The organism is Orenia metallireducens (assembly GCF_003001995.1).
Classification (GTDB): Bacteria; Bacillota; Halanaerobiia; order Halobacteroidales; family Halobacteroidaceae; genus Orenia; species Orenia metallireducens_B.
Genome location: NZ_PVNB01000001.1, coordinates 95,334 through 115,466, shown reverse-complemented (window position 1 = coordinate 115,466; position 20,133 = coordinate 95,334). Strand labels below are relative to the sequence as shown.

Below are 20,133 nucleotides of genomic sequence, written 5' to 3'. Positions count from 1 at the left end.
AATTGACCTAGCTAGTTATCTTTTATGAGGGGGAGAGATATGAAAGAGTTTAGGAACTTTAAATTAAGGAGGCAAATTGCTTTTTTAATTGGTATTGCAATTGTTTTAATTGTTATGATTAGTTTCCTTTCTTATATTAATTTATACTATACAATGAAAAAGAAGGCTAAAGACTATACTACTAGTAGTATTAATCAATTAGAAGATAATTTAAGAATTATTAAGAAAGATATCAAAAATGTAGGGAATCTAATCGCTTATAATAGAGTTGTTCAAGAGTTTCTAACTTATGATGAGCCTCTGTATAAAGTCAGATTGAATAATTTTATAGAGAATATGTTCAATTATATAGCAAGTTTAAATGATAGTATTATTGATATAGCAATTATTAAAAAGAAAGGTAGTTTAAGTAGCTTTTTTCTGCATATTGATTATCATGATTATATGAAACTAGAAGAGCAGTATAAGATTACTAGTAAAGATTTTACCAAACCTATGTTTGTGACAGATATGGAGAATGGCAGAGATCATCTGTTTTATATAATGCCTATTTTTAATATTTATGATAGTTCTTATGTAGAAAATAAGATAGGGACTATTATAATATATTTTAATATTAATGATATTAGGAGTCTTATTAAGAAGCTTGCTATTTCAGATAAGACCTTTTTTGGAATTACAGACCAGAATGATAGGATTATAACATCCAACTTAGAAGAAGAAGAAGGAAATCTCTTTGAGAAGTATGGTTATTACATTGGTAGCGAAGATAGAATGCCAATTATTCAAAAAAAGTATATATCTGATCTTAATTGGAATGTTATTAGTATTATCCCTACTAAAGAAGTCACCAAAGAATTATCTTTTTTCAGATTATTGATTTTAATAATTGGGCTGATTATGGTGGTATTATTATTAGCTATTGGCTTTGTAATTAACCGTAATATTACAAGTCCAATCTCTACTATGGTTGATTCTATTAATAAAATTGGTGATGAACATTTAAAACAATATATCACAACCCCTATAGCAGAAGAAGTTAAAGGTATAAAGCATCAAATAGATTTAGACTTAGAGGGCGAAATAGGCTTTATTGCTAAAAATATAAATAGAATGCTTTACAAGATAGAGACTATAACTCAAGAGAATATTAAGAGTCAAAAAAATTTATATGAGATGAAGTTGCACAAAAAGCAGGCACAAATTTCTGCATTACAAAGTCAAATCAATCCTCATTTTTTATACAATACCTTGGAATGTATGAGAAGTATAGGTTATGTCTATCAAGTTGAGGAGATTATTGATATATCTACAGCTATGGCAGAGATATTTAGATATAGTATTAAGGGAGCAAATTTTGTTAATATAAGTGATGAGATTGAAATTATTGAAGAATATTTAAAGATTATGAATATAAGGTTTAGAGGTAAATTTGTGATTGATCTAGAGATTGAAGAGGAGTTACTAGATAGGAAGATGCCTAAGATGATCTTACAGCCTATTGTAGAAAATGCTATTTATCATGGCTTAGAATCAAAAGAAGGTAGAGGAAAATTGACTATTGAAGGAATATCTACTCAAGAGAATATAATTTTTAAAATAAAGGATAATGGAATAGGGATTGCTGCTGATGAGCTAAAAGTTTTAAAGGATTATTTAAAGGGTGAGTTTGAAGATGATATCCATACATCTCAGAAGAGAAGTATTGGCATGTTAAATATTAATAGAAAAATAAAACTCTTCTTTGGGAAAGAGTATGGATTAGAGGTAGATAGTAAGAAGGATGTGGGTACGGAAGTTATAATAAGACTGCCTTCATAGGTTCATGATAAGGTATCTAAGCTAGTTACAAAGAAACCTAAAGCTTATACATTTAATCTTAACTTAGAAAAAAGTATAATTAACTTATAAGAAGTTTATCGCTAAATAATAACTAATATAAGTCTAAGAGTTCATCGACCTATAGGTTCGTGAATCTAGAATAAAATTTAGCCATAATGCTATATAGAGATAATGCGACACTTTTTATAATGATAAATTTACTAGCCACAGGTTTCAACCTGTGGTGATGATGACATGTTACACTACGGGTTAAAACCCGTAGCTAAAACTTAAAGTGTCGTAATATAACCATTAAGTTTCATTTTAAATTCACCACCTATATTAGCTCTTAAAAAGAATTCTAGAATTGGTATTATTATTTAGCGTAAACTAAGATTAAATTTTATATTTTTAATAAAATTTCAGCAGATTATATGCAGAGTATATAAGGATATAAGAATATAAGGATATAATTCCTGTATTAAATTTATTTGTTTTGATAGAACAGATAGTATTTTAGATACAGGAATTTTAATTTTTCAATTAAAATTTATCTTTCAAAAGTAGAGGATAGATTATAGCTAAAATTAGCTTCAAATAGAAGAGATGCAGATTAGCAACTAAACATGCTGCCGATAAGGTTAACAAATTAGCAGCTACTAAGGAGTGATTATTTCAAATCAAAATATTAGTGGAATTAAGTATGAATTAAACAAAAATATTAAAAGGGAGGTAGGTAAAGGATGAATGCTTTACCAAAGTTAAAAACAGGTGATTTAAAAGCGAATACATCAACTCTTCTAAAGAAGATAATCAGATATAAGTATTTTTATTTGATGTTATTGCCAGGATTATTGTATTTATTTATCTTTAAATATATTCCTATGTATGGAATACAGTTGGCTTTTAAGAAGTTTATGTTCAATAAGGGGATTACTGGTAGTCCTTGGGTTGGATTAGAGAATTTTAGGTATATATTCTCAGAAGCTGAGTTTTGGAATGCAGTTAAAAACACAGTGATAATTGCTTTTATGAAGATAGGGCTAGGTTTTTGGATTTCAGTTGTTTTAGCTATTTTAATTAGTGAATTAAGGGCTCCTAAATTCAAGAAGAAACTACAGGTAGTTTATACATTTCCTCATTTTTTATCTTGGGTAATTGTATCTGGTATTGTAATTAATCTACTTAGTAATTCTGGAGCTATCAATAATTTATTGTCTATATTGGGATTTGAAAGGATATCTCCTTTGACTGATAAGGGAATATTTAGATACTTACTTATTTATTCTGAGGTATGGAAAGAAGCTGGTTGGGGGACTATTTTATATTTGGCAGCCATAACAGGAATAGATCCAACTCTATATGAAGCAGCAACAATAGATGGTGCTAATCGTTGGGAGAAGATTAAGTATATCACTTGGCCTAGTATTAAAGGGTTAGTTGTCGTTATGTTACTATTAAGTATTGGACAGCTGATGAATGCAGGATTTATGCAGATCTTTAATATGTATAATCCTACAGTTTATGATGTTGCAGATATTATAGATACCTATGTTTACAGGATTACCTTTGAAAGGGCACCTGATTTTGGGGTCAGTACGGCAGTTGGTATGTTCAAAGGAGTTACTAATTTAATCTTATTATTGACAGCTGACAAAGTGGCCAAGAAGATGGGGCATTCTGGAATCATATAGAGGAGGTTTAAAACTATGAAAAAGAAATTTACTAAGACAGATTTAGTAATAGGTACACTTTTAACTTTGTTTGCTATTGCTATCTTGTATCCCTTTTATAATTCAATTTTAGTTTCTTTAGTACCACAAGATGTTTATGTAAAGACACCTTTTATGTTATTTCCTAAAAAGATTACATTAAGTGCTTATCAATTTGTATTTAGCTCTAAATCAATAATGAATGGATTTTTGGTAACTTTATTTGTAACAGTAGCAGGAGTAATTTATAATATGTTCTTAACTGTTACAACTGCTTATGCTTTAACTAAAGATATACCAGGAAAAAAATTAATTATGCATCTAATTATCTTTACAGTTTATTTTGGTGGTGGCTTGATTCCCTATTATTTATTAATCAAAAACATAGGGTTGATGAATAATCTTTGGGTTATGGTTCTGCCAATAGGTTTTTGGCCGATGTATATGATTATAGTTAAAACATTTTTTGAAGAGTTGCCTGAAGAATTAGAAGAGTCTGCTAAGATAGATGGGGCTAATGATTTAGTAATATTATTTAAGATTATATTACCATTGTCCTTACCAGTATTAGCTACTTTTGCTTTATATTATGGAGTAGAGCGTTGGAATGAATGGTGGCATGGAATGTTATTTATTCAAACGGCTAGTAAGCAACCTTTACAGTTAGTGTTGAGAAATATTGTACAGAGTGCTGGTGAGATGACTCAAAACTTACCTGCTGGACAAGAGAAGAAGGTCTTTGCTGAAGGTGTAAAGATGGCTAGTATTATAGTGACTATGTTCCCTGTAATGTGTTTATTCCCATTTTTACAGAGATATTTTGTAGAAGGACTTACAATAGGAGCAGTAAAGAGTTAACTTTTATTAAAATAATGGCTTTAAAAAATAATCTTTTGTATCTCTTTTGAGGTAGGAAAGATTGTTTTTTTTATAAATATAGATAATATACTATATTTAGTCAACTGATTATGAACTAAATTATATTAAGCAACATACAGGAAAGCTTTTTTGGACAAATGATTTGTAAAAATATCAAGAAAGGATCTGATAAGATGAAGGAATTAAAGGTCTTTATCCAAAAATTAAAGCCTAAAGCTAATAATAGTAGAGATATTTTAGTAAATTCTTTGATGAATTTATTATCTGGTATAACTATCTTCAGACAGGTTCAGGTGGGGTTTTTAGTATTGGTATTTATCAGTTTGCTAACTGGTCAATTAGTTTGGCAGAATACTAATCAGATTAGTGATAAGATCAATAAATTACAACAAAGAGTTATACCAACTGTTAAGTTGAATTCATCAATAGCTAGAGATTCTTTCTTAAATCAGATTAATGCTTATCGGGTATATAGCAATTTGATGAGGTCAGATGATTTGGAGATTAATCCCTTAAATAATTATATTGATAATTTAAGAGAATATGTTGATGATGAAGAAATATTGATTAAACTAGATGATGTTAGAGAATTAAATAATAATTTTAAAGATGATCTTGTAGAATTAGCCGAGATTCAAGGAGACACTATTATAAAAAAGATGAAGTTGCAAAAGTTAGACAAACTTATTCTTAATATTAATTTAGCTAATTGGGATTTAAATCAAAAGAGTTGGGAGCAATTAGAGCAAGATATTCAACAGGTAATTAGTTATAATGATAATATTAAAAAAAGATTAATTATAATAGTCATCTTGAGTCTTCTAATTGGAATTACATTAGGAGTGATTATCTCTTGTGGAGTTGCTAAGTTGACTAGTATAATTAAGGAAAGAACACATGAAGCTGCTAATAAGGTAAAGTCTGTGACTGATAGATCTTTGGAGATGGAGGTGATTGCTGATGATGTAGATCAGGAGATTAGTCAGGCTTTTGCTGTGATTAAGGATTTAATCTCTGGAAATGCAGAGGTAGCTTTTGCTGTGGATGAGGTATCAATATCGCTACAAGAGGTTCAAGAAGGGGTTAAACAATTATCACAACAGGCTAAGCTGATTTCCAATGCTGGTAAGGATACTTATCAAAGTATCGAGAATACCAGTCAGAAGATAGAATCAGGGACTAAAATTATTCATAAGACTGCTGATACAATGCAGGAGTTGAGAAGAAGTGCTGATAAGATAGAAAATATTTCTGATAAGATTATGCACATAACAGATCAGACCAATTTATTGGCTTTAAATGCTGCTATCGAAGCTGCAAGGGTGGGTGAGCATGGTAGAGGATTTGCTGTAGTAGCAGAAGAGATTAAGGAGTTGGCAACTGAGAGTATAGAGGCTACCAAAGAGGTTAAAGGTATTACCAAAGAGATTGAAGAGGTGGTAGAGTCTGCTGTTGCTGTAATGAGTAAGTCTAAGGATAAGTCTCAAGAGAGTATTATCGATATCTTTGATGAGATTAGTAATTTATCAAAACAAGTTAAAAATAAGATGAAAGCCGTAGTTTCATCTTCTAAGACACAAGTTATCTCTAGTGAGCAACTTAATTCAGTAGTTGAAGAGATTTCGGCTTCTAGTCAAGAGGTAGCTGCTCAGACTGAAGAGACCTTGAATTCAGCTGAAAGGATAAAAGGTTTAATGACTGAAGTAACTCATGCGATTAGCAACTTATACTTTAAGATTAAAGAAGGAGCAGATATATCTCAAGAACAGTTGGAGGCTATCAATCAGGTAGTAGAAGCAAATCAAAGATTGAAAAAATAATTTATGATTAAGGATCAATTTAAGGAAAGTCCCTCTAACTTTAAGAAGAGTCTTTACTATTTAAAATTTTTAGGGAAAAATAAAATTTTCTATTCTACCTATATTAAAGAAGGATATAGAAAAGGCTAAATTTAAAGGTTTAAACAGTTATCAAATGGTTTTTGCGCAATTTTTTGCGCAAAAAATCGAGCAAAAATAAGGAAAAATAGAAAAAATACTTGCATAATCTTTTGCAATATATTATAATAAGATTAAGTTAGAGGGGAATAATAAATAATTTAATAAGTGAATATTACCTTAAATAGTTTGATAAATCGAACTTGCGCAAAGTTTGCGCAAGAAAATAAAAAGTAGGAACAGGTGATAATTATGAAAGTCACTATACAAGATATAGCTGATAAGGCAGATGTATCTCCCTCTACTGTTTCAAGAGTTCTTAATAACAAAGGAAGAATTTCTGAAAAAACGGAAGAGAAGGTATTGGCTATTGCTCAACAGTTAGGTTATAAATCTAGAAACAGTAATGGTAAATCTGAGGAATCTAAAAATATAGCTATAATCTTTAATAATAAATTGAATCAAAATTTAGCACTTAACCATTTTTATAGTTATGTAATGGAAGGTGTAGAAGTAGCTTTAAAGGATTACAATTACCATCTTTTCTTCAAGACTATTACAGCAGAAGATACCATAGCAGATATTAGTAATTGGATTGATGAAAAAGAGATTGCTGGTTTAATCTTTGCTGGTTATGAGATTGATAAGGATTTGATTTTAAGTGTTAAAAAGAAGGGTGTTCCAGTAGTTTTAGTTGATAATGATTTATGGGATGAGAACCTTGACTGTGTAGTCAATGATAATGTAAATGGAAGTAGAAAGATTATCAATCATTTAATAGAATTAGGGCATAAAAAGATAGCATTTTTATCAGGTCCTTTAAGTCATGTTTCATTAGATGAGAGATATATTGGATATAAACAGTCTCTTAAGCAGGCTGGAATAGAAAAGAAAAATGATTTCATCATCTTTTGTGAACCAAGCTTTGAAATCGAAGATGGCTATGAGGCTATAAAAGAGATGTTTAGTAGAGTTGAAGTTAAGCCTACAGCAATCTTTGGAGCTAATGATAAATTAGCTATTGGAGCAATGAAAGCGGTACAAGAGTTGGGATATTCAGTTCCTAAAGATATTTCTATAGTAGGCTTTGATGATATAGATATGTCACAGCATTTACTTCCTTCATTAACGACTGTGAGAATCTTTAAAAGAGAGATGGGTCAGATGGCTGGTAAGAGGTTATATGAATTAATTAATGGGATTGCAGTAAACCCTATGAAGTTGGTTATCTCTGTAGAAACTATTATAAGGGATTCTGTTGCAGAAGTTGATGAAGAATAAGGATAGCTTACTAATAAATATTATTTTATATAAATTGCTATAAGATTATAAGGGTATAATTTTATAAGAATATAACATAAACAAGAAGTAAGTAATAAAGGACACTTTACAATTATGTTAGCTTCATATCTTATAATAACTTCACCTTTAGATAATATAGAGGTGTATGAGCTAAACAGCTTAATTCTTATTTTGTAATTATTCAATATCCCCTAAATTGCGAATGAAATATAAAATAAGAAGTGCATAAGACTATAAGAGTATAAGTCCACCTTTACTTCTATCTTAAAGAGATGGTATTAATGCTATCTTTTTAAGATAGTCATAGAAGGTGGTTTTTTATTGAATTTTTAAGTTGTAAAGTGTTAGAAGCTTTAAGTAAAATTCAAATAGGAGGTAGGAAGGAATACTATAACACTTGTTAACCTCTAGCTGTAAAATCAAATTAAAGAAGGAGATTATTAATGTTTAACAAAAAAATATGACTTTAACATTAACTGTAGTCTTAGCTATTAGTTTAGTAGGTTGTTCTGGTGCTAATAATACTGCTGATACAGGTGCTTATCCTGAACAGATCAAAACATCCTTTATCTCTGGAAATGATCCAGATATTATGGTAATAAAACCAGGTTCTGGATCAAAAGCTTTAGTAACTTTCAAAGATGCAGGAAGAGGTTTGGATTTAATTGATATTTATCAAGAGAAAAGGTGAAATGATAGGTTTTATGAATCTAAACAGTTAACCTTGGTATTACTGGTGGTGCTTTAGATTAAATTTTGATAATTATTTATAGTAATTAATTTAGGAGGCGACATAAATGAGCAAAGTTAAAATTATAGGAGAAAGTTTAAAAAATATGCCATGGGAAGAGAAACCAGAAGGTTGTGACCAAGTTGTTTGGCGTCATTCAGCTAATCCAATTACTGATTGGAATCCGACTCCATCTGCGGCAAGAGTTTATAATAGTGCAGTAGTTCCTTTTGAGGGAGAATTTGTAGGTGTCTTTAGAATGGACCATAAGAATGGAAGAGCACATTTACACTTTGGCAGAAGCAAGGACGCCTTAAACTGGGAATTTGAAGATGAAACTATTAATTGGGTAGATGCAGATGGTAATGAGGCTGAACCAGGTTATGCTTATGATCCTCGTGTAGTTAAAGTTGAGGATACTTATTATATCCTATGGTGTAGTGAATTTCATGGACCAACAATTGGTGTAGGAATGACTAAAGACTTCAAGACCTTTACAAGATTAGAAGATGCCTTTGTTCCATTTAATAGAAATGGAGTATTATTCCCAAGAAAGATCAATGATCATTTTGTAATGTTGAATCGTCCAAGTGATACAGGGCATACTCCTTTTGGAGATATCTTCTTAAGCCAAAGTAAGGATATGACTTATTGGGGTAAACATCGTCATGTTATGTCTAATGGTGGATCTGGCTGGTGGCAAGGTACTAAGATTGGTGGTGGACCTGCTCCAATTGAAACTACAGAGGGCTGGTTAATGTTCTACCATGGTGTATCTGGAACTTGTAATGGCTATGTCTATAGTATGGGGGCAACTATTTTGGATATCGATGATCCAAGTAAGGTTCTTTATAGAACTCGTGACTACTTACTAACTCCTGAAAAGGAATATGAAACTACAGGCTTTGTACCTAATGTAGCTTTCCCATGTGCAACCTTGCATGATGCTGATACAGGAAGAATCGCTATTTATTATGGTGCAGCTGATACTTACACCGCTGTAGCTTATTGTGAAGTAAATGAGTTGGTTGAGTACATTAAAGCTAATTCTGAAGTATTTTAATTTTGATATTTAGTTAAATAATTATTTTGATAGCTTATGTTAGTAGAGGAGTTAATACAATAGAGAGATATTACAACACTTTTAGGAATCTGTAATCAGTTATCAGGAACCTGTAAACTATACTGATTCCAGATTCCTGGTTCCCGACACGAAATTGTCACAATATCCCCCATAAAGAGATTATTAGTATTAAAATTTACTTAGCACAACGTATAAAAATCATCTGAAGATAGAGTTAAAAGATTAGGCACTATGCTTCTCCTCAAATAAGTTTAGCAGAGATAGATTATGTGCCAAGAAGTTAATTTTTAAATATAAGGAGGAGAGAAGATGACTGCTTTGTTAAAGGGTCAATTTCAAAAACAGGTAGAGCAAGAGACTAAAAATATCTTTAATTTTTGGATAGATAATGCTATAGATACAGAGAATCAAGGCTTTTATGGAGAGATAACAAATGATTTGCTTATTAATAAGGAAGCAGAAAAGGGTCTAATTCTAAATTCTAGGATTCTATGGGCATTTTCCTTAGCTTATAGAGAATTAGAAGATCAAAGATATTTAGAGATAGCTGACAGAGCTTATGATTATTTATTACAAAATTTTTGGGATAAAGAGTATGCTGGAATGTATTGGATGTTAGATTCTCAAGGGAATGTAGTAAATGATAGAAAGCAGATCTATGGTCAAGCTTTTTCTATCTATGCTTTCTCAGAGTATTACCTGGCAACAGGAAAAGAGGAAAGTTTAGAACAGGCTATTGAATTGTTTGAATTAATTGAAAGGTATAGTTATGATAGTGAAAATAAAGGATATATTGAAGCCTGCTCTAGAGAGTGGAATGAATTAGAAGACTTGAGGTTAAGTGAGAAGGATATGAATGAAAAGAAATCTATGAATACCCATCTTCATATCTTAGAGGCATATACCAATCTATTTAGAGTTTGGAAGGATAAAAGATTAGAAGAGCAATTAAAAGAACTTATAGAAGTAACAATTGAATATATTATTGATTCTCAAACTTATCATTTTATACTATTCTTTGATGAAAAATGGACTTCTAAGTCTGATCTATTCTCTTATGGCCATGACATTGAAGGAAGCTGGTTATTATATGAAGCTGCTGAAGTATTGGGAGATCAAGAGCTTATAGAGAAAGTAGCAGAGATTGCTGTAAAGATGGCTGAGGTTACTTATGAAGAAGGTCTTGATGAAGATTGGGCAGTCTTATATGAAGGTGACCCGACAGGAATTATAGACAGTGACAAACACTGGTGGCCACAAGCTGAGGCGGTAGTAGGGTTTTTAAATGCTTATCAATTGACAGACGAAGATAAGTATTTAGAAGTTGCTAAGAATATTTGGAGCTTTATTGAAGAGAGGATTATAGATCAAGAGTATGATGAGTGGTTCTGGATGGTATCTAAAGAGGGAATAGTAAATAATCAGATCTCTAAAGTTAATTCTTGGAAGGGGCCATACCATAATGGTAGAGCTTGTTTTGAGATTGTTAATAGATTAGAAAAGATAAAAAGGGAGATGAACTAAGATGACAAAAGCAGAGTTCAATAATAGATTAAAGGCTCTTTATAAGAATTATCAACAGCTAATCAGTAGACCTAATGAGAAAGAAGAGTTAGGGAATGGAATCTATGATAGATATAAATATCCAGTAGTAACAAATGAGCATGCTCCATTACATTGGAAGTATGATTTAAATTATAAGACTAATCCTTATTTGATGGAGAGATTAGGAATTAATGCTACATTTAATCCAGGAGCAATCGAATTAGATGGGAAGTATTATTTGGTAGTTAGAGTTGAAGGTAATGATAGAAAATCCTTCTTTGCAGTAGCAGAGAGTGATAATGGGATCGATGGTTTTGAATTCTGGGATTATCCAATCCTAATGCCTGAGACTGAAGACCCAGATATTAATGTCTATGATATGAGATTGGTTAAGCATGAAGATGGCTGGATTTATGGATTATTCTGTACAGAAAGAAAGGATCCTAATGCTCCTAAAGGGGATACTTCAAGTGCAGTAGCTCAAGCTGGAATTGCTAGAACAAAGAACTTAAAAGATTGGGAGAGGCTGCCTGATTTAAAGAGCCCTTCTGCTCAACAGAGAAATGTAGTATTACATCCAGAATTTGTTGATGGCAAGTATGCTTTCTATACTCGACCACAAGATGGGTTTATCTCTGCTGGAAGTGGCGGAGGAATAGGTTGGGGCTTGGCTGAAGATATTGAGAATGCTGTGATTGAGGAAGAGATCATAGTTGATGAGAGAATCTATCATACAATCAAAGAGGTTAAAAATGGTCAAGGAGCAGCACCTATTAAGACCGATAAAGGGTGGTTGCATATTGCCCATGGTGTTAGAAATACTGCTGCAGGCTTAAGATATGTAATTTATGCTTTTATGACCGATTTAGAGAAACCTTATCAAGTAACTCACAGCCCAAGTGGACACTTGATTGCTCCTAAGGGTGATGAGTTTGTAGGGGATGTAGGAAATGTTGTCTTTACTAATGGAGTGATAGCTCAAGATAATGGAGAAGTATTTATCTATTATGCCTCTAGTGATATGAGATGCCATGTAGCGACTACTACAGTTGATAAACTAGTTGATTATGTGACTAATACTCCTAAAGATCCATTACGTTCCCATGCTTGTGTAGCTCAACGGAATGAATTGATTGCTAAGAATTCAGAATTGCTTGGAGAAGATGGGTCTATTGCTGATTTGATTGACTAATAATTTTGGATAGATAGTAATGAGTTATATATAGATATAAAGTCCATACTAAACTTTCTCATTGTCTTTATAATACTCAATTCTAGGGAGTGATACTTATGGAACAATTTAGATGCAATCATTGTAATAAGAGATTACTTGATTATGACTTTAAGGGAAAAGTTGTTGTTAAATGCCCTAGATGTGGAAAAATTAATAAATTAGAGAGGTTCTAGAAACCCACTACTAAGTAATCAAGATTTTACTTAGTAGTGGGTTTTTATATATTAACTAGTTATAAGGAGTAAGTAGAATTATTACTTAGGATATAATGGGACTTTAATCTAGTAGCAGTTATAAGATAATAATTAATAGTTATTGTTCCATTAACTATAAAAGAGTAGAGGAGCAATAAGTTAATAAGTTTAGAAGCGCTCTCTTCTTTGAGGATGCAATAAAGCATCTATGATGAGTTAATCATCAATATAAAAACATAACAAGGAGGAGAATATTTATGAAGAAAAAAGTTTTTTCATTGGTATTATTCATGTTAGTCTTGACTTTAGCAACAGGTGTAGCATTTGCTGCCGAAACAGAAAAGAAGCAGGTGGAGGATAAATCTTCTACTTCTAAACTAAAGATGAGTGGTAGTGTAGAGGTAATTGTTAGTTCAGATGATGAAGATGATGCTCAAGAGCTTGATACTGAAGCTGATATTAGATTGAATATGGATTATGATTTCAATGATAACTGGCAATTAGCCACAGAGCTTAAGCTTGCTGATAAAGATTCAAGTTTAGCAACCTTTGATTATGGTGATATTGAAAGGATTGGAACTGATAGAGATTTAGGAAGTGCAGTCTTTGGTTTAGGCAAGACTGAATTAACTGGTAAGCTTTCTGGTGGAGATTTTAGAGCATTTTATAGGAGTAATGGAAGGGATTCTGGAGACCAGTTAGGCTTATTCTCAGCTAAAGATTATGCAGTAGTAGATAAAGTTCGTAACGAAAGAGATTGGTATTCTGTTAATGGCTGGGGACCAGGTGATAAAGATGATTATGAAGGAGACCAAGAGATAGAAAATCAAACAGCGGGTATTGATTTCTCTAAAACAGTTGGATCAACTGAAGTCTATGCTAGTATCTTAACTAAAGTAAATAGAGATGCAACTGAGAATACAGAAGCATGGGATTTGAATGGAATTCAAGAAGAATCACAATTATTTATGTTAAAAGCTAAAAGAGCTTTAGGAGATTCCACTACAATGACAGCAGGTCTGTTAGGTGAAGCTGGAGATGACAAGTTTGAGTCAGATAAGATGGATTTAATAGACAATGATGCTACAGCATATGTAACAGCAGATCATAATATATCCCAAGGATTATTTAAAGGTGTCAATGTGGCTGGAGAGTTAGCTGGTAGTGAAGCTGATGGAGATGCAATTGGTTGGGCTGCTAAGGCTGGTAAGTCCTTTGGTAATGTTTATGTTGAAGCTTTCTGGAAAGAGTAAGGTAAAGACTTATGGCAAAAATATATTGGTGATTCCAGTGCTAATTTTAAAAAGCATGGTAAGCGTTATCTTAAGGCAGATGTTAATTTAGCAAATGATATGAAGACTGGATTTTATACAGACCAGTGGTATGGTTATAGTCGAGATAATGATGATGAGATTAATTTTATCAGCTGGTATGGTAAGGTTTATTATGATTGGAAATTTAACCAGAAAGCAGGTCTAAAATCATACTTCTCAGGTAAGCTATTTAAACAGCCAGCTAGTGATGATGATGACTATGATAGAATGGAAGACTATAAGTGTCAAATTGCTTTAAATTATAAGCCAACTACTAGATTAAATACAGACTTTATAGTTCACACAGACGGTGAATTAGATTGGGAAGCAAATGAATTTAGAGGTACTAAGACCGTTATGGTTAAGACAGATTATACAATTTTTGAAGGATTGAGCTTATATACAGAACTCTCTACTAATAGCTTAGATATTTATGCTGGTAACTATGCAACAGATCATAAAGAGTTATTAAGTGATGGAGATTTTACTACAAACTTCTATACTAAGTTGACTAAACAATTAAATACTGGCCAGATAGCATTCTCTTATGGTAAGACTACTTTTGATGAAAATGACAAAGATAATGATGGTGATAGTACTGAGGTCTACTCTGGAAAGACTCAAGATTACTATGAAGTTAAATATACAGTTAAATTCTAATTAAGTTTACAACAACAAAGTGCCAAAGATTTTTTTGGCACTTTGTCTAATTTAATTATGGTTCAACAACAAACTTTGTGATTAAAGATAATCTTATTTACAAGAAAAAAATAGAAATTAAAGTTTAAAATATATTTAAAAAACTAAGATTAGTAGCAACAAATTAACGCGAATCCCACGAATTAGAGATTAAAAGACTAAATTAAAGATTTAAAAGTTCTTGATCTAAATTCGCGTTAATTCGAGAGATTCGTTGCAAAGAAATGTTTAAAATAATTTAAATATGGTATTTTCACAAAACTCGTTGAAGAACCTTAATTATTATTCAGCACATAGGAGGGTAACTATGCTAAAAAATAAAAAAATAATACTAGTCTTATTTACATTAATTTTAACCTTCACCTTAGTAGGATGTAGAAATGTATCTGTAAAAACCAATCAAATCGGTCAAGGTAAGATAACTGTTGATGGAGAGGTAAATCAGCAAAATGATACTGCAATGATAAAAGCTATTCCAGCTGCTGGATGGAAGTTTAAAGAGTGGCGGGGAAGTTTAACAGGAACTCAAAACCCAGTAGAAGTAGTGGCAACTGGTGATATGAATATCACTGCTATGTTTGAGAAAGCTGAGTTTGTGCGGGCTGAAGGTGATAAATTTATGTTGGGGGATCAAGAGTTCAAATTTGTAGGAACTAATAATTATTACTTCCACTATAAAGATAAAGAGATGGTTGATGATGTTATTGAAGATGCCAAGGCAATGGGAGTTGAGGTAATCAGAATTTGGGGCTTTTTAGATGGAGAAGCTCATGATGGGAATGTAATGCAACCAGAGCTTGGTGTTTATGATGAGAGTGGATTTAAAAAGCTTGATTATGCAATTAAGAAGGCAGGAGAAGAAGGTATTAAATTACTTATACCTTTTGTTAATAATTGGAATGATTTTGGTGGGATGAATCAATATGTCAAATGGGTAGCTAGTGCTGATGAGCATGATGATTTCTATAGCAATGAAGAGATTAAAAAAGCCTATAAAGATTATGTCAAATATCTCTTAAATAGAAAGAACACTTACACAGGATTGACTTATAAAGAAGATCCTACAATCTTCTCTTGGGAGTTGGCTAATGAACCAAGAGCTGCCTCTGATAAATCTGGAGATACTTTGGTCAATTGGGCAGAAGAGATGAGTGCTTATGTTAAGAGTATAGATAGCAATCATCTGCTGGCAGTAGGAGATGAAGGTCACTTTATTCACCTTGAAGGTAAGGAATATCAAAATATTAACGAAGAGACTGGCGAGATTGGTCAGATATATGGTTATGGTGGCTGGGAAGGTGTTGATTGGAAGCGATTAACTAGCCTTTCTAATATTGACTATGGTACAGTCCATTTATATCCAGATCATTGGGGAGATGATTGGTCAGATCAGATTAACGCTGGATTGAAGTGGATTAAGACCCATGCTGAATTTGCTAATCAGATTAATAAGCCAGCTATAATAGAAGAGTATGGAATCAATGCTGAAAGTGATGCCAATAGAGACTTAGCTTATGACTTATGGAATCAAGCTATTTATGAAAATGGTATAGATGGGAGTGTGTTCTGGATTTTAAGTGGTATCGATACTGGAAGTGGTGCTGATGAGGATGGCTTATATCCAGATTATGATGGATTCCGTATTGTTGAAGGGAGCAAGACTGCTAATTTACTAGCTGATTATGCTACTTTATTTAATACAGGGATAGATAATAGAAAGCCTGCTTTATATTTGAACAGTCCAAAAGCAGTAACAGATGTTAAAGGAAAAGTAGAGGTTAAAGCAACTGTATTAGCTCGAGGTATAGAGGTTTCTAAAGTTACTTATAAGACTCCTAAGCAAGAGGTTGAGCTAGTAGCTCAAGGAGAAGGAATTTATGTTGGTACTTGGGATACAAGCAAAGAAGCAGAAGGGGAAGCTGTAACTGGAATAGTAGAGGCTAAGTTAGCTGGCGGTACTCTTTTAGAGAAATCTGTTGAAGTAACAGTTAGAAATAAAACTGCTATGTATGTATTGGGAGAAGATATTGACTTTTCTAATGACTTAGAAGGTTGGATAGCAGATAAGGATACTTTAATCTCAAAGGTTGTACATTCTAATTTCAATGGAGGAAGTTTAAAAGTAGATGTTAATTGGTCAGGTGGTAGCTGGGATGAAACAAGAGTAGTTCATTGGTCGTTACAGGGGTTATCAGATTATAATAAAGTTTCTTTTGAAATTTATCTACCTAAAGCAGGTTTATCTGCTAAAGGTAAAATCAAACCATATGCTGTAGTTGAACCAGGGTGGTCTACTATTGGAATGGGTGATTTTGATGTGACTGTAGCAGATGCAGAGACTGTAACTATTGATGGTAATGAGTATCTATATATTAAATGTGAAAAGAAATATGATATGAGTGGAAAAGAGCATATGAGAATAGGGATAGTAGGTGAAAATTTAGAATATGCAGGACCAGTTTATCTAGATAATATTAAATTGTATCAAAAGGTATATAAGTAAGTTGCTATATATACGGCGAAAAAGAATCATTAGCCACAGTGTTTTAACCTGTGGCGATATTATGAGTCCTACAGAAGCTACGGGTTAAAACCCATAGCTAATTGAAATGTTAAATCTTTAATGCCATATATATATAAGATAGTGTGAGTATGGGATGTTTTATAATATCATACTCACCCTAATTAATTTGACTGCTTCTAATACTAACTACTTGGGAGGAGCGTTAATATGAAGAAGATGCTTTATTTAATCATTCCTATAATAGTTGTAATTACCTTAGTTACTGATATTGCTGGGGCTGTAGAAGAGAAGGATATGGTATTGGTTAAAGCAGGTAGCAATGTAGTCAAAGTTAATTATGATTATTATATAGGTAAGTATGAAGTTACAAATAGAGAGTTTGTTGCTTTTCTTAATGGAGCTGGGGTATCAGCAGAAGGTTATTATCAAGGAAGACAGATAATAGCTGTTAATGATTATCAAGCTATAGAGTATAAAAAGAGTCAATTTCTTGTAAAAAAAGGGAAAGAAGATTATCCAGTAATCCTTGTCAGTTGGTATGGAGCTATATTTTATTGTAATTGGTTAAGCCAACAAGAGGGTCTTGAGCAAGTATATGATAATGAAGGTGAATTATTAATTGAAGATATCTCTAAAGCCAAAGGGTATCGCTTAGCAACAGATAGTGAATGGGAGTATGCTGCTCGTGGTGGGAGAGATGGTAATGATACTATTTATGCAGGTGCTAAGAACTTAGATAAGGTAGCATGGTATTGGGAAAATAGTCAGAATCAAGATAATAATTTATTCTTAGGTAAAGGTGTTCACCCTGTAGGTCAGAAGTCAGCCAATGAATTAGGAATTTATGATATGAGTGGAAATGTAATGGAATGGATTTATGCTTGGGAATCTACTTCTAAATTTGAGAGAAGGGTTTTAAGGGGTGGTTCTTGGTTTTATAATAAGTATGCTGCTCGTATCTTTTTTGATGATAGATTGAGTAACTTACCTGATAATATGAGTTTTGATAATGGTTTTAGGATAACATGTACTCTGCTTAGATGACTTTTAAGTTGTTTATAAAATATATCTTTTTGGATAAGTAAAAATTAATGGTTATATTTATATTTTCACCATGAATTTTGAAATTAGGTTTCGCCTAATGGCGACCTACCTTTTTTCTATAGATAAAAAAGTAGGCAAAAAATCATTACAATCAGGAAAAACACTAGTACTATTAATTAAATTTTTATGGTTACTGAAATTTTATTGATTATATTTAATTTTTTGTTTAATCACATATACCGCTTACTTTTCCAAAACCTAAAAGATAAAATAAAAAAACTCTAGTTAAGAGAAAAGATAATTGTTCAATAGTCTAAAATAAGGTGTAGAGTAGAATATTTGTTCTTAGTTTATTGTTTTTGCTATTATAGAATTTTATCATAAGTCTATAATTTAACTAAAAAGGTAGTAGTAAGTTTGCTATATATAAGAAATTATAAAAATTTATAGAAAGGGGATGATTATTTTGAAGAATTTAGACTTTATCAAAAACAAGTTCAATAATTTAAACATTGGTGCAAAGTATATAATAACTATAATACTTATCAGCTTACTTTTCATCCTCTCTACTACTATTGTTTATAATTTATTATTGTCTTTAGAATCTGATATTGTAGAACTTAATAATAAAAGTGACTTATCACTTATGGTCAAAAGGCTAGAAACTCTGTTCTCTAAGAAGAATACGATTACTGCCGACTATATTATATCTCAAGGGAAAAATATTGAATTGAAAAGGGAGTTTAGAGAAGCAACTGAAGAGGTTAACCAACTTTTAGAGAGATTAAGATTAGAGCTTCAAGGGGAGAAGATCGATCAATTTTTAGCAGCAATCATAGAGAAAGATAGAGTTAATAATCAAATATTCAATGAAGATATTATATCTAAGGTAGAGAAGAGTAGAAGCAGTATCTCTCTATGGTTATTAAGGAATAAGATATCAGTTAATACTGATAATTTAGAGATTGTATTAAAAGAATTCGATAAGTTAATCAATCAAGATAGAATAAAGGCTATGACAGCTGCTGACAGGAGTATTGATAATACTATTTTTATCCTAATTATTTCGGTATTAAGCTCGATTGCGTTAGGGGCAGTGTTGATAACTATAATTAGTAAGGTGATTAAGAAAAATTTGAATAAGATTATTAATATCAGTAATCAGGTTGCTTTAGGGAACCTAAGTGTTGAAAAGATTGATTATAATAGTGAAGATGAGATAGGTAAGCTATCAAAATCTATTAATACAATGGTAGATAACTTAAGAAATATCATTGGCAAGATAACAACAGCTGCTGAAGATACCTCTACTACTAGTGAGGAACTACATGCCATCAGTGAAAATACTAGTACTGCTATTAATCAGATAGCAGCTTCATCTCAAGAGTTTTCCTTAGGTAATAAAGAACTTGTAGATTATTATAAAGGGGTAGTAAGTGCAGCTAATGAGGTTAATGATCTATCCCAAAATGGATTGGTGGAGATGAAAAATACCCAGATAGAGATGAAGGATGTATTGGATTCATCCTATGAATCTAGTCAATTAATTGCTAATCTCAGTCAAGCAACTGAAGAGATAGAGGATATAGTTGAGGTTATCTCTAATATCTCTGAGCAGACAAATCTATTGGCATTAAATGCAGCTATTGAGGCTGCTAGGGCAGGACAATATGGTAGGGGATTTGCAGTAGTAGCTGATGAGATTAGAGCTTTATCAACTCAAACTAGAGACTCTATAGATGATATCAGATCTATTACTGAGCGAGTTGTTATGGAAACTAAAAAGGTCTTAGCTAGTATAGAAGCTAATAATTCTCAGATTGTTAAAGGCTCTAAAAGATTAGATGAATCAGAAGATACTTTTAACACAATCGCCAAGAAGATAAATGGTGTTTTAGATGAGATGAAGAGAATAGCTCAATTCAGTAATGAGCTATCTATTGAGAGTAAGCAAATTTCTGATGTTACTAAAGAGCAATCGATAGCTATGGGTGAGATAACTGGATCGGCAGAAGAGCTATCTGCTTTATCACAGGAATTAGACCAGTTAATTAAAGAGTTCAAATTGTAGTTTTTAATTTCAATAAAGTTATTTCTAAGATAAAAGTTATTAAA

Annotated in this window: 15 protein-coding genes; all 15 read left to right on the top strand. The window is 31.9% G+C overall.

Going from position 1 to position 20,133, the window contains the following annotated elements:
* Positions 1-39 precede the first annotated feature (39 nt).
* The 15 genes from BX659_RS00540 (at position 40) to BX659_RS00470 (ending at position 20,089) form a co-directional block, all read left to right on the top strand.
* Positions 40-1,821 carry a sensor histidine kinase gene (locus BX659_RS00540; protein WP_181186393.1) on the top strand — a complete coding sequence of 594 codons (1,782 nt, stop codon included), beginning with the start codon at positions 40-42 and terminating at the stop codon, positions 1,819-1,821.
* Positions 1,822-2,564: 743 nt separating this feature from the next.
* The gene (locus BX659_RS00535) at positions 2,565-3,515 is read left to right on the top strand and encodes an ABC transporter permease (RefSeq protein WP_106231478.1); all 951 of its coding nucleotides are present in this window, start codon (positions 2,565-2,567) and stop codon (positions 3,513-3,515) included.
* A gap of 15 nt (positions 3,516-3,530) precedes the next feature.
* Positions 3,531-4,391, top strand: coding sequence for a carbohydrate ABC transporter permease (locus tag BX659_RS00530; protein WP_106231476.1), 861 nt, complete (start codon positions 3,531-3,533; stop codon positions 4,389-4,391).
* Between the two features lie 194 nt (positions 4,392-4,585).
* Positions 4,586-6,232, top strand: coding sequence for a methyl-accepting chemotaxis protein (locus tag BX659_RS00525; RefSeq protein ID WP_181186392.1), 1,647 nt, complete (start codon positions 4,586-4,588; stop codon positions 6,230-6,232).
* A gap of 369 nt (positions 6,233-6,601) precedes the next feature.
* Positions 6,602-7,630 carry a LacI family DNA-binding transcriptional regulator gene (locus tag BX659_RS00520; RefSeq protein WP_106231473.1) on the top strand — a complete coding sequence of 343 codons (1,029 nt, stop codon included), beginning with the start codon at positions 6,602-6,604 and terminating at the stop codon, positions 7,628-7,630.
* Positions 7,631-8,111: 481 nt separating this feature from the next.
* Positions 8,112-8,342 carry a hypothetical protein gene (locus tag BX659_RS00515; protein ID WP_097016557.1) on the top strand — a complete coding sequence of 77 codons (231 nt, stop codon included), beginning with the start codon at positions 8,112-8,114 and terminating at the stop codon, positions 8,340-8,342.
* 106 nt (positions 8,343-8,448) lie between these two features.
* Positions 8,449-9,444, top strand: a complete 996-nt coding sequence (locus BX659_RS00510) for a glycoside hydrolase family 130 protein (protein ID WP_097016558.1) — start codon at positions 8,449-8,451, stop codon at positions 9,442-9,444.
* Positions 9,445-9,774: 330 nt separating this feature from the next.
* Positions 9,775-10,989, top strand: a complete 1,215-nt coding sequence (locus BX659_RS00505; RefSeq protein ID WP_097016559.1) for an AGE family epimerase/isomerase — start codon at positions 9,775-9,777, stop codon at positions 10,987-10,989.
* 1 nt (position 10,990) lies between these two features.
* A complete protein-coding gene (locus tag BX659_RS00500) occupies positions 10,991-12,202 on the top strand; it encodes a glycoside hydrolase family 130 protein (protein WP_097016560.1) in 1,212 nt (403 codons plus the stop codon).
* 98 nt (positions 12,203-12,300) lie between these two features.
* Positions 12,301-12,417 carry a Com family DNA-binding transcriptional regulator gene (locus tag BX659_RS00495; protein ID WP_097016561.1) on the top strand — a complete coding sequence of 39 codons (117 nt, stop codon included), beginning with the start codon at positions 12,301-12,303 and terminating at the stop codon, positions 12,415-12,417.
* Positions 12,418-12,695: 278 nt separating this feature from the next.
* Positions 12,696-13,691 carry a hypothetical protein gene (locus BX659_RS00490; RefSeq protein ID WP_097016562.1) on the top strand — a complete coding sequence of 332 codons (996 nt, stop codon included), beginning with the start codon at positions 12,696-12,698 and terminating at the stop codon, positions 13,689-13,691.
* A 99-nt stretch (positions 13,692-13,790) separates the two neighbouring features.
* A complete protein-coding gene (locus BX659_RS00485) occupies positions 13,791-14,411 on the top strand; it encodes a hypothetical protein (RefSeq protein WP_097016563.1) in 621 nt (206 codons plus the stop codon).
* Between the two features lie 346 nt (positions 14,412-14,757).
* Positions 14,758-16,953: an InlB B-repeat-containing protein gene (locus BX659_RS00480; RefSeq protein WP_097016564.1), complete on the top strand. Its 2,196-nt coding sequence runs from the start codon at positions 14,758-14,760 to the stop codon at positions 16,951-16,953.
* A 228-nt stretch (positions 16,954-17,181) separates the two neighbouring features.
* A complete protein-coding gene (locus tag BX659_RS00475; protein ID WP_097016565.1) occupies positions 17,182-18,018 on the top strand; it encodes a formylglycine-generating enzyme family protein in 837 nt (278 codons plus the stop codon).
* Positions 18,019-18,484: 466 nt separating this feature from the next.
* A complete protein-coding gene (locus BX659_RS00470; RefSeq protein WP_172431811.1) occupies positions 18,485-20,089 on the top strand; it encodes a methyl-accepting chemotaxis protein in 1,605 nt (534 codons plus the stop codon).
* Positions 20,090-20,133: the final 44 nt, after the last annotated feature.

What these genes read in the sequence shown, in the direction of transcription:
- BX659_RS00540 (WP_181186393.1), top strand. Translation starts at nt 40, where the DNA reads ATGAAAGAGTTTAGGAACTTTAAATTAAGGAGGCAAATTGCTTTTTTA.
- BX659_RS00535 (WP_106231478.1), top strand. Translation starts at nt 2,565, where the DNA reads ATGAATGCTTTACCAAAGTTAAAAACAGGTGATTTAAAAGCGAATACA.
- BX659_RS00530 (WP_106231476.1), top strand. Translation starts at nt 3,531, where the DNA reads ATGAAAAAGAAATTTACTAAGACAGATTTAGTAATAGGTACACTTTTA.
- BX659_RS00525 (WP_181186392.1), top strand. Translation starts at nt 4,586, where the DNA reads ATGAAGGAATTAAAGGTCTTTATCCAAAAATTAAAGCCTAAAGCTAAT.
- BX659_RS00520 (WP_106231473.1), top strand. Translation starts at nt 6,602, where the DNA reads ATGAAAGTCACTATACAAGATATAGCTGATAAGGCAGATGTATCTCCC.
- BX659_RS00515 (WP_097016557.1), top strand. Translation starts at nt 8,112, where the DNA reads ATGACTTTAACATTAACTGTAGTCTTAGCTATTAGTTTAGTAGGTTGT.
- BX659_RS00510 (WP_097016558.1), top strand. Translation starts at nt 8,449, where the DNA reads ATGAGCAAAGTTAAAATTATAGGAGAAAGTTTAAAAAATATGCCATGG.
- BX659_RS00505 (WP_097016559.1), top strand. Translation starts at nt 9,775, where the DNA reads ATGACTGCTTTGTTAAAGGGTCAATTTCAAAAACAGGTAGAGCAAGAG.
- BX659_RS00500 (WP_097016560.1), top strand. Translation starts at nt 10,991, where the DNA reads ATGACAAAAGCAGAGTTCAATAATAGATTAAAGGCTCTTTATAAGAAT.
- BX659_RS00495 (WP_097016561.1), top strand. Translation starts at nt 12,301, where the DNA reads ATGGAACAATTTAGATGCAATCATTGTAATAAGAGATTACTTGATTAT.
- BX659_RS00490 (WP_097016562.1), top strand. Translation starts at nt 12,696, where the DNA reads ATGAAGAAAAAAGTTTTTTCATTGGTATTATTCATGTTAGTCTTGACT.
- BX659_RS00485 (WP_097016563.1), top strand. Translation starts at nt 13,791, where the DNA reads ATGAAGACTGGATTTTATACAGACCAGTGGTATGGTTATAGTCGAGAT.
- BX659_RS00480 (WP_097016564.1), top strand. Translation starts at nt 14,758, where the DNA reads ATGCTAAAAAATAAAAAAATAATACTAGTCTTATTTACATTAATTTTA.
- BX659_RS00475 (WP_097016565.1), top strand. Translation starts at nt 17,182, where the DNA reads ATGAAGAAGATGCTTTATTTAATCATTCCTATAATAGTTGTAATTACC.